This is a genomic window from Gammaproteobacteria bacterium (assembly GCA_016765075.1).
Classification (GTDB): domain Bacteria; phylum Pseudomonadota; class Gammaproteobacteria.
Map to the genome: position 1 here is coordinate 1 of JAESQP010000007.1, position 5,455 is coordinate 5,455.

Genomic DNA, 5,455 nt, shown 5'->3' on the forward strand with positions numbered 1-5,455 from the left:
TCAAGCAATACGCTCCTTAGGTCGATATTTAACGAGAGTGATTTTTAAAATGTTAACTGAAAATAGAGACTATGAAATAAGATAACTGTGATATTTTAGTTGAAAATATAAGCGGGATGTTCAGGTCTTTAATTTATGATTATTGCTTTGTTATGGTACCTTAGTGGTAGTGACTCAATGACAAGTGAAATTATCAGTTGCCATAAATCAAAGACCTGTCCCTATATTTTCAAAGCCTTTATCAAATCAAAGCGCGATCAACGCGCCACCAAATCACCCCTCATATACCTTCTCAAACCTACCCCGACTAAAGCCATTCAACCTTTCTTTGTCCACCATGATAATCGGAATTCCCGTACCTTTTAAACGTTTATAATCAGCACGGCCTTTACGTGAATTCTCAATATCATAATCTTTATAGGAGATGCCCTCGGCTGCAAAATAGGCTTTGGCTTTTTTACAGACACCACACCAGGTGGCGCTATACATCACTACTGTTTTTCTATTGGCGGATTTGTTATTAGCGTCTTGATCACTACTGGTGCTAACAGATGCCTGACGTGCTTTATATTCCACCACCTCAGCTTTTTTATCCGGTGACGGTTGATCGGAATAAAAAATACGACCATCATCATCCTTCCATTTAAACAGTTCAGCATTAGCTAAACCAATAAATAGCAGTGGCGTAACTAGCAGTAAAGCTATCAGTCCAGGACGGTCTGGCATAACAACGTCTCTCCCCAAGTATTCGTGATAAGACAAAGTAATGTCACCTTGTCTCACTGGAGGTTAACGGCTATGGTGAGAAAATACCTTAATAGATAAAATGGAAAACGTGAACGCTATCACGTTAAAAGTGGGCGTGAAGTGTGTAGCGCAATGAATAACATTGATTAGCTATCCGATAACTCCTTTTGCGGCCCTAACATGACGGCCATCCACTTCGTGTCTTGCTGACTTTCCAGTGCTATTTTAACAGTCATGGTCAACGGCACTGAAAGCAACATGCCAACAGGACCAAGCACCCAGCCCCAAAATACTAAAGACAGAAAGACCACCAAGGTGGAAAGACCAAGATGGCGCCCCATAAACCGAGGCTCGATAGCGTTACCCATAACGAGGTTAACGACCACGTAACCTGCTGCAACAAGCAGAGCGGTTTGGCCATCAATTTGAATCAAAGCAAGTAATACAGCCGGCACTGCTGCGATGATAGAACCGATATTGGGCACATAGTTTAAAGCGAAAGCTAGCACACCCCATAACAGGGGATAGTCAACACCCAGTATTGCCAGCCAAATTGCGATAACAATACCAGTGACGATACTGACCAATGTTTTAATAACCATATATTGTTTAAGCGTGTCGCTAAACCGTGAGAAATGTGGCAAGGAACGATCGGGGTCTTCCAGAATTGTTTGCAGCTTTGCGCGAAAACCAGAGGCTTCAAATAATATGAATACAACCGTCAGCAAGATTAAAAACAAATTGCTTAGCACGTTACCCACGCCCTTTAAGGTGGTGCCGGCTAACTGCATCGCTTTACCTGGGTCAAAATACCCAAGTATCACATCGCGTGAAATTTCAATACCAAAGTTCTGTAACCAATTAAGCACCAAGACCAGCTCATCACGCAAGCGTAGTTCGTATAGGGGCAAGTTACTTAAAAAGTCATCTAGCGAGCTGCTGATCAAGATGCCAAGCCCAACGACCAAGGCAACAATAACGCCAATAATTAATAACACGGCGGCCATGCTAGGAACACGTAAGCGCTGTAGCCAAAATAAAAACGGGGTGGTAATCACGGCAATAAAAACGGAAAGCAGGAAAGGAACTAATATGGCTTCTGCCGCACGCATGCCAGCGACAATGACAACAAAAGCGGCGCCGACCAAAATGGCTTTTAGTGGTGTTGATAACTGCGTCATACTGTTCTTTCCCCAATTTTTATGAGGGAATCATACGCGAAGTTTTGTCAGCTATCGATATTAACCAGACGGCAATCAGTCAAACTGATAAGACAACCCAAGGGAAAAGACAGGCAGGTAACCGTAATCATCGAGTGTATTACGGAATGAGGCATCTTGCCCTAAACCCGATGAGAGATTAGCGTCGGCATCATCTTGAAACACCACACCCAAATCGACCAGCAAGCCAAGGCGGCCATTTTTAGTTAGTGCATTACCCCAACCAATGCCCAGATAGGGGCTAGTCCCCTCGAATTCGACGACACTATTGAGGCTACCCAATTCATTGCCACTTAGCGCATTCGCATTAGCCAAGCCAGTGTAAGGATCGACTTGCTCACGGTCGCCAGGCTCGTTATGCAACAGGCCACCACTAAAACGAAAACCACTTTTAAACGGGTGCCAATCGAGCAGTGCAGACCAAGAGTTGAGACCGAAATCGAGATTATAGGTAGCGTCTTGTTCATCGAGCTGCACTAAGTCAACACCAAGGGCATTGATGCCAAGACGACCATTAATGGTGCGGCTAAATACGGTGGTAAATTCTGTGCCGAGATCAGCTACTGCGATAGGTGTTGCGCCATAAAAATCAGCCGCATGAGATGATAGAGAAAATGACCCCAGCATTAACATGACAAAGAATCGCTGTATTTTTTGACTGATGTGTGTGGTCATGATACTACCTCGCGTGTTGCATTTTAACATGAGTGATTGCCTAATTTCACCTCCTGAAGACAGATCGCCACTAATAAATAGCAAAGTGTCGTGACAATAGGGGCATGAGCCTCACTGTGGTAATTTAAAAGCATGCAAGGTTTATGCAAAAAAAGCAGGGGCAGCTGGCTGTGACTAGCATTTGGGGTGCCCCCTGAGCAGAGCACGCTAGGATGTTCTACACATACGAGGAAGTACTCTTTGGGTGCCGCCTCGACTTCGTCATGTGGTACCTAGCCATATATAGACACTAGCAACCATAGCTGGTAATCGTTACTGGAGTTCGTCCCGACGGAAGAAGCGTATGGGCTGTCTCAACCTCAGCATACTGGATTGCATAATAAATTCTTCATAGGCATCCCGCTTGGCGATGCGCACTGGCTCAGGCTTGACTTGCGGTGATAAAGGCAGCTTTTGTGCCTTTGGCCGTAACAACTCAGACACTGACACCAGTTCAACACCGAGCTTGGCTAACGTAGGGAGACGGCGCTCAAGCACAGCGATAGTTTGGCGATTAGGGTGACCAATCGCTACCGCTTTGCCACGACGTTTTGCCAGCTCAATCATGGCATCAAACTGTTGTTCGATCTTGCTCTCGTCAAGATCATTGTCGAGAAAGATATCACGCGCCAAACTCGGGATGCCGCTATCACGTGCATGATGAAAGGCGATGCTGTTGACGGATGTTCGACTATCAACAAAGTAGAGATCTGTCTGCCGATCAATAATTTCCATCAACCAAGCCATGCGCTCGGCATCCGCTGTCAACAAACTGCCCATATGGTTATTGATACCCACGGCTTCAGGCAACGCAGCGATAGCTGATTCAACCACGCGCTTAAACGTGTCGTGGGGCATATCAGCCGTTAGACCGCCAACATCAAGCTGGCCGTAATTAAGCGCTTCCATCGGCAAATGAATCATCACTTCTTTATCAAGACGGTCAGCAAGGGCAGCAATGCGGTGGCTGTGTGTTGCGTGAGGCAATACGGAGTTAGTGATGGCGCCTGGCAACGCCAAAACACGTAAGTCTTGCTCTAAACGCAGACCGAGATCGTCAATGATAATGGCAACTTGAACTCTTGGTATATCAAGACGCGCATCAGCTATGGATATTGCCGAATCGGCAGCCCAGGCTGGCATTGGCAGTAATAGCAATACTACAGCCCACCGTAACGGCATGCATAATGCTGACCGCAGGCCGTTCAACCGTCTAGCTGCGCGATTGCAGAATATGCAGTCCCTTAAGCAGGTTAAGTGCCTCGTAAAGCTGGTAATCATCTTTGACTAGCTACTCCCCTGGCTTGCTGTCTTTTTCTTCACCATCACTATTTTCGCTTGCTGGTTTATCCTTTTCGCCGTTGCCATTCGGGTTTTCTAAATGACCCGAGAGATTGGCTTCTTTTATGCGTTCAACATCAGGCTCAATCGCCGCTACTTTCACATTGTCCAAAATGATATCTGGCGTAATCCCTTCGGCCTGAATCGAACGACCGGACGGCGTGAAATAACGTGCAGTAGTAATTTTAAGCGCTGCACCGTTATTCATTGGCAAAATGGTCTGCACCGAGCCTTTACCAAAAGTCTGGCTACCCATGATGATAGCGCGCTTATGGTCTTGTAAAGCACCGGCAACAATTTCAGCCGCAGACGCTGAACCGCCATTAACCAATACAATTAATGACCCACCGCTGAGCAAATCGGTTGGCGTTGCATTAAAACGTAGCTCTGCCTCTTTACGCCTGCCTGCTGTATAGACAATTAAGCCCTTTTTAATAAAGGCATCAGAGACTGACACGGCCGCATTTAATACACCACCCGGGTTATTGCGCATATCCAGCACCAGGCCATTGAGCTTTGCGCCGTGTTCTTTTTTAAGTTTGCTGATGGCTTTAATCAGGTCTTCGCCAGTATGCGACTGAAATTGGCTGATACGCACATAACCAAAGCCTGGGGCAAGCATGCGGCTCTTGACACTTTGCACGGTGATAATCGCGCGCGTGACAATAATTTCAAGTGGCCCAGCCTGACCTTCGCGGATAATGGTCAGCTTTAGATCGGTCCCTGGCTTGCCGCGCATTATCTTAACGGCATCGTTCAAAGACATGCCTTTAACCGGCGTCTCATCCAGACGAATAATCAAATCACCGGCTTGTACGCCTGCACGTGCAGCGGGGGTATCGTCAATCGGGGTGACCACTTTAACAAAGCCGTCTTCCATGCTCACTTCGATGCCAAGGCCACCAAATTCACCTGAGGTGCCGACACGCAGCTCAGTGAATGCTTCAGTATCAAGATAGGCTGAATGTGGATCAAGGCCGCTGAGCATGCCTTTAACCGCATCTTCTAATAATTTCTCGTCTGAGATTTCCTCGACATATTCTTCTTTAATCTTGCCGAAAACTTCGGTAAATGCACGTAGCTCGTCAAGAGGTAGCTGAGCCGCCTCACGCTTAGCGAAAACACCCTGCCCCAGTGCCAACGAAACACCCAAGACAATGCCAATTGTTAAGACGAGCATATTACGTGCTCTGGAATTCATACCCATTACTCCGTTTTATCCTTCACTTGTTTACATCAAGCTACAGCCAGCTGTCTACAGTAGGTAGCGGCATCAAAGCAGTTTACCAAAATCAGTCTGGCCTTGTATGTCGAGTGCTCTATCCATGTGAGTGTGCGAGTTCAGTTAGCTTATCAATGCCCACGGCAAGGCGAGTCCTCTTGACAAGGGTTGTTCCCTTGTCAAGAGACGCAACGCAGTCCGTGGGCATTGA

The 5,455-nt window shown here is 46.6% G+C and carries 4 protein-coding genes and 1 pseudogene; all 5 read right to left on the reverse strand.

Annotation, left to right across the window (positions count from 1 at the left end):
• Positions 1-273 precede the first annotated feature (273 nt).
• Positions 274-726 (reverse strand): DUF4124 domain-containing protein, encoded by a 453-nt coding sequence (locus tag JKY90_00380; GenBank protein ID MBL4850730.1) that lies wholly within the window; start codon positions 724-726, stop codon positions 274-276.
• Between the two features lie 167 nt (positions 727-893).
• Positions 894-1,928 (reverse strand): AI-2E family transporter, encoded by a 1,035-nt coding sequence (locus JKY90_00385; protein MBL4850731.1) that lies wholly within the window; start codon positions 1,926-1,928, stop codon positions 894-896.
• Between the two features lie 75 nt (positions 1,929-2,003).
• Entirely contained in the window at positions 2,004-2,642 is a 639-nt protein-coding gene (locus tag JKY90_00390; GenBank protein ID MBL4850732.1) for a hypothetical protein, read from the reverse strand.
• Between the two features lie 312 nt (positions 2,643-2,954).
• Positions 2,955-3,863: a divergent polysaccharide deacetylase family protein gene (locus tag JKY90_00395; GenBank protein MBL4850733.1), complete on the reverse strand. Its 909-nt coding sequence runs from the start codon at positions 3,861-3,863 to the stop codon at positions 2,955-2,957.
• 31 nt (positions 3,864-3,894) lie between these two features.
• A pseudogene (locus tag JKY90_00400) lies at positions 3,895-5,223 on the reverse strand (S41 family peptidase).
• Positions 5,224-5,455: the final 232 nt, after the last annotated feature.